Consider the following 5,685-nt stretch of genomic DNA (forward strand, 5'->3'; position numbering starts at 1 on the left):
TGCCGGACGCGCGTTTAGGTCTAGGCATCGTGGTTCCTTGAGAGTGAAATGCAGTGCTTTTTTAAGTAATTACCTGCGTATGCAGATGAGCTGGCCAACAATTGAACGGTTGTTGGCTAATGGTATTGCGGTGTAGGGCTCTGATATGAAAAAAATTTACGCATGCCGAAGGTAAGTCACGGATGTTCACCTCTCCGACGGGGTAGGGGTCTAGAGCCCCGACATGCTGGCAAAACTTGGGTGGTTTATTTCCTTGCGCTGATAATCCTCACGGTCTCGAATGTGGTCAGCGTTATGCTCGAAACCTTCAAAGCAATCCTGATTACTCTTTTTAAGAAGAAAAGCGAAATTGGTCTCTGTGTAATAGAGATGGTGAGCTTTATGTTGATGATGGGCATCACCGGACAGGGATTGGTCGAGTGTTTTTAGAAACGAATGGCTTTGAGCTTATGATTAAAAATGTCCTCGTTGCTTATTGCGCTGGACAGTTATCCATCGTATTCGTATTTTCCCGCGTCGGCTGATTTCAAGGCGATTTCATGGTAAATTTGTCAGAATGATAACGTTCCTTAATGACCTTCAACTTCTATGAATGACCAACTAACCCCAATCAACAAAGACCATTTAAAAAAACTTATCCGAGCAGAACTGGAACCGACATGGTTTGATAAACAATCAGTTAGCCCTGATATGTCTTGGGTGACTCCTGCTGTGTTTGAAATATTGTTTACTGAGTTGATAACTCATACGCGCGGTAATCAGTCTAAGGCTGCTAGGGTTTTAGGGATTAACAGAGGTAATTTCACCAAAAAGTTAAATCAGATCACAACTCGTGAATTTGGATAGGATGAGAGCTTATAAGTAGGTATCCGCCTATTGGTACCCTAACGAGGGTGCAGAGATTAACCAACCCCCATGACCTCTCAAGAAATCAATGGCAGTTGCTCTAATTTTCGCTTCAAGGAGCACTGGCGGTAATCTACTCCAATTGCAAAGTAACCATCATTGGGCTCTTTTAGAAGTCAACGAATATACCCGCCTCTTAGTGTCGCGATAAGTTTTATAATTGGCGCTTTTTACTTCAATTTGAAAACAATTATCGGCATTTTTAGGTGATTTCGATCTATTTGGTACCATGAGCATAAACTCAACCGACGAAGGTTTTAGACAGGTTACGCCCCAACTTTGTGGATAACTGCTTTAATTTGTTATAAAAAAATAATGTTAGGTTGGAATTTAACGAAGCAAGCAAAACGGAAGGCCAAATTAACCATGGAAAAGATAATTCACTACGATATTCTCAAGGTTAAAGTTAGAAGCGATAAAGAAAGCACTCGACTGACCAGCCAATGGGATCAGGTTCTACAAATCTGTCGTGACAAACCACTCGGAGAGATCGCGAGAGCAAGATTAGCGTTTAACCTTGTCGATTACATCACAAGTGAAGATCTACCTTTTCGCTTATTCATCACACGCGCACCACAAGCTATGGCCACCATAGGCGAGGAAACACGAGTGTATAAAGAGCATCGAGTTATTAATGGTAAACAAAGCGGAATGATTTACGCCAAAAGCGAACAAATGTTACCAAGAGAAATCCACTATACGAATGAGTTTGTGGCAACCCGCTACGTTGCTGGGACAAAAACACCACTCTCTGCCACCTCCCTCGTTGATTGCCTCAAGGCTGGAGATGTCATAACACCACTCGATGGCATCTTGTTTTTAGGCTGTAAACGAATCGCCAGTGATATAGCACGTCTTAAAAAAATCGAACCCACCATGAACATCGAAATGAAACGTATCGAAGTATCAGACAACTTCACAGGCACAACAAGAAAGATGGCAAGTTACGAATGAATAACGAGGCGTAAACGATTGCCGCATGCTTTAACATGACAGATATAACTGAAACTAATCTTCGGACAATTCCGAGTTATGAATCATAGAACACTCTGACCTTTCGAATTACTTCTAATATTATAATCATTCAGCTAGCCTACATCTGGCTGACCAATTCCTCTCATACACTACATATTGAAGTACTATGATTAAAGATAGTTAAGCATGCGTTGATAGACCTTGAACTAGGCCGCCTACGAGCACTAAGTCCAACGATAATGTGACACTCTCTTTCTTTCGAATATTTCGAATGTTGACTTTTTTCGAATATTTCGGATAATGTCATGGTGAGAAGATTTGTATACCATGACATCAGAAACTAAAAACTAGAGAGAAACACGATGAATACTGCTACAAAATTGCCAAGCGCTGAAGAAATGGCACTGGCTAAGCTTGGTAGCCAAGAGTTGTCAGCCGTTATAGAAATTAATGGTGAAGCTCAAAGGATTAACGTTGTCGATAAGTCTGGTAAGACTCACGAAGTAACTATTCCAGCAAGCGCATTAAATATGATGATCGAGATGCTTACTCAATTAGGTCAAGGCAACTCTGTTAGCATCACACCTATTCATGCGGAACTCACAACGCAAGAAGGTGCTGAGATGCTAAACATGTCTCGTCCTACTTTCATTAAGCTTCTTGATTCAGGTGATATTCCGTTTAGCCGTACTGGCAACCGTAGAAAGGTAGCTTATACTGATCTTATGGAGTACAAGAACTGCCTAGAAGAGAACAGACTAGCTGCTCTTGCTGAACTATCTGCATTAGACCAAGAAATGGATATGGGATATTAATGGCGTCATATACGGTAATTCTAGACGCATGTGTAATGTACCCAGCTCCACTCCGAAGCTACCTAATGTACTTGGCCAATACTGGCCTGTTTAGAGCGCGATGGACAGAACAGATACATGATGAATGGACTCGAAATCTACTGAAAAATAGGCCAGAGCTAAATGCAGAACAACTGCAAAGAACTCGACAGTTAATGAACGCAAATGTTCCAGACTGCTTGATTGAAGGGTATGAGTCTTTAATTGATGGCCTTACTTTACCCGATGTTGATGATAGACATGTTGTAGCTGCCGCCATTAAAGGTCAGGCTGAGTCTATCATTACGTTCAACCTAAAAGACTTTCCTTCTTGCGAACTCGAGCCTTTAGGTCTAACAGCAATACATCCAGACGAGTTCCTGTGCGATATGTTCGAATTGGACAGTAGCGCATGCGTTAAGGCTGCTCAGCAACAAAGAGCTTCATTAAAAAGGCCACCAATGAGCCAAGATGAGTTCTTAGCTTGCTTACAAAAGCAGAGACTCCCAAGCTTCATCTCACACTTAAAGAGCTTCAAATTGATGCTTTAACTTTGAATTAGTAGATTTTAAACTAGGCCGCTGATTGCGGCCTTTTTGTATACACTCATTCGCGTCTGAAATGTGTTTACTATTTAGCTGTACTCTCCCCGATATTTAAGAGAGCATCATTCGATGTTCTCTTATCTTTTTAACACTTTTGGCATATAAGAAAAAGTACGGTGATTTCAGTAGCGTGATCTGCTACTGAGTAATTACGTTAACGCAGAAAAGGGCACTTTCGAGTTAGAAAGTGCCATAGGTAAAAATTCAGCCTGTGAAGGTTTTGGACAAAAACGCGTTAAACTCAAAACTCTAATTCACTTAACTAATATTAGAAAAAGTATCTTGAAACCTTAAAGCTGAGAGGTTGATACGGCGACGTTGAACAATGAGTCTTAGATCTCTAATCAGTCACGTTAGTATGGGTGAAGCCTGAAAGTGATAGACTTAGAAAGCGTATTAATAATAACCAACAAAAGTCTGGTGAGTGTGTTACCTTGGTTGTTATCCCTACCGCTTAGTGGGGACTTCTTTTCTTTTCCGAACTCGCATCTCGGCACTCCTTAGTTGCCCTCCTAAGCCTCACCGCAGGCTTTAATTATGTCCATTTCAACTCAAAAGTTAAGAAACATCTTCAAACTCACTAGAATTGAAAATGTAGAAATCAACAACGACGTACCCCATTTCGCACCTTGGTTACCACTTGCTCAAAAAGTAAAACCTGTCATCCCTTCTGCGATTGTATATTGCGAAGGTAATTTTGGTAAAATTGATGGTAAAACCGCTAATGGGTTAGTGAGACATTCGTTAAGCTATCGTATTCTATCGGTTATTGATAGTGAGTCTGCTGGCTTAGATGCTGGTGAAGTTCTTGATAACAAAGCCAATGGAATACCGATCCTTGCTAATGCTGAAGAAGCTATCATTCACGCAGAAAGCATTCCTGATTACTTCATTTTTGGCATTGCGCCATCAAGTGGCTTTTTATCTGACTTAGATAAAAGCATCATTTTAAATGCCATGTCACTAGGAATGAACATCGTAAATGGCTTACATGAATTCCTAACCGATGATCCTCTATTTTTAGAAGCCAGCTTAAAGAATAACGTTCGAATATTCGATACTCGCAAACCCAAAAATAAAGGCGAACTGAAAACGTTTAGCGGGAAAATACACAACGTTAAATGCCCGAGAATTGCTGTAATGGGGACGGATTGCGCGCTAGGAAAACGAACAACAGCAACAATATTGGCGAATGAACTGACTAAAAAAGGCCTTAACGTCGTTCTGATTGCCACTGGTCAAACAGGCATTATGCAGGGCGCACAATACTGCGTTGCACTCGATGCTGTTCCTTCACAATTTTGTGCCGGTGAGTTGGAATCTGTCATTGTACAGGCCTATGAAAAAGAAAATCCGGATCTGATTATTATTGAAGGGCAAGGAGCCTTGAGTCACCCTGCGTTTTCAACCAGCGCTTTTATCTTACGTGGCAGTTGTCCAACGGGTGTGATACTGCAACATGCCCCTAAACGTTTATATCGTAGTGATTTTCCTGATTGCTCAATGCCTTCGATTACCTCAGAAATCAATCTTATCGAAACGTTTTCTAATACCAATGTTATTGGACTAACACTGAATCATGAAGATATGTCGTTGGATGAAACACGTTGTGCGATAGACACTTACACTACCGAATTTGGTTTACCGGTTACTGATGTCTTGTCACAGCCTGTTGAACATCTACTGCACATCGTAACGTCAGCCTTTCCTATAATAGCAAGTAAACTGGCCGAAAAAGGGTGAACTACCCTAGGTTAGACATCGATTGTGGGAAAGTTCATCATAACGCTCAGTTCCTGATTTCTCAGCTCTCACTGAAAAATATATCCGTTACGCCTGTAACAAAAGCCTTCCTCGGCCACCCTATCATCGCACAAGTTCTTATTGATGCTGGCGCAACAATGTTAGCCGATTCAAGAATCGAAAATCTTCAAAAGATGACTGAATCTGGCATTGCTATCCCTAAAATGCTGATACGTACACCCATGCTCAGTCAAGTGGCGAGCGTAATAAAATACAGTGATATGAGTTTAAACTCTGAAGTTGAAGTGATTCAGAGGCTTTCACATGCAGCGGAACAACAAAATTGCTGTCACGGTATCATTATTATGGTTGAGCTTGGCGATCTCAGAGAAGGTGTGATGCCAAATCGCGTGATTGATTTTATCCGAGAGATTATTTCTTTACCAAACATCACGATAAAAGGAATTGGTACGAATTTAGCCTGTCGGTATGGTGTCGCTCCAGATGATCAAAATATGAGTATTCTTTCTGTGCTTGCCGATGGAATTGAAGCTACATTTGGGGTCAGTCTAGAAATTATTTCAGGGGGTAATTCTGCTTCAGTTAACTGGGCTCTTCAGAGA

Annotated in this window: 6 protein-coding genes; all 6 read left to right on the plus strand. The window is 41.2% G+C overall.

Annotated features, from left to right (window positions below):
* The first annotated feature begins 588 nt into the window (after nt 1–588).
* On the plus strand, nt 589–846 hold the full coding sequence (locus ACED59_RS23935) for a helix-turn-helix domain-containing protein (RefSeq protein ID WP_016800114.1): 258 nt from the start codon (nt 589–591) through the stop codon (nt 844–846).
* A 426-nt stretch (nt 847–1,272) separates the two neighbouring features.
* Nucleotides 1,273–1,860: a hypothetical protein gene (locus ACED59_RS23940; RefSeq protein WP_229648121.1), complete on the plus strand. Its 588-nt coding sequence runs from the start codon at nt 1,273–1,275 to the stop codon at nt 1,858–1,860.
* Nucleotides 1,861–2,243: 383 nt separating this feature from the next.
* On the plus strand, nt 2,244–2,696 hold the full coding sequence (locus ACED59_RS23945) for a helix-turn-helix domain-containing protein (protein ID WP_017098630.1): 453 nt from the start codon (nt 2,244–2,246) through the stop codon (nt 2,694–2,696).
* Nucleotides 2,696–3,265: a PIN domain-containing protein gene (locus ACED59_RS23950; protein WP_017098631.1), complete on the plus strand. Its 570-nt coding sequence runs from the start codon at nt 2,696–2,698 to the stop codon at nt 3,263–3,265. The genes ACED59_RS23945 and ACED59_RS23950 overlap by 1 nt, the downstream gene beginning before the upstream one ends.
* Nucleotides 3,266–3,856: 591 nt before the next feature.
* Nucleotides 3,857–5,062 carry a DUF1611 domain-containing protein gene (locus ACED59_RS23955; protein WP_371692719.1) on the plus strand — a complete coding sequence of 402 codons (1,206 nt, stop codon included), beginning with the start codon at nt 3,857–3,859 and terminating at the stop codon, nt 5,060–5,062.
* Nucleotides 5,059–5,685 (plus strand): alanine racemase (locus tag ACED59_RS23960; protein WP_231904374.1); only part of this gene is annotated, 627 nt, incomplete at its 3' end. The genes ACED59_RS23955 and ACED59_RS23960, both read left to right, overlap by 4 nt.

The sequence above is a fragment of the Vibrio sp. FF266 genome (assembly GCF_041439695.1).
GTDB lineage: Bacteria > Pseudomonadota > Gammaproteobacteria > Enterobacterales > Vibrionaceae > Vibrio > Vibrio tasmaniensis_A.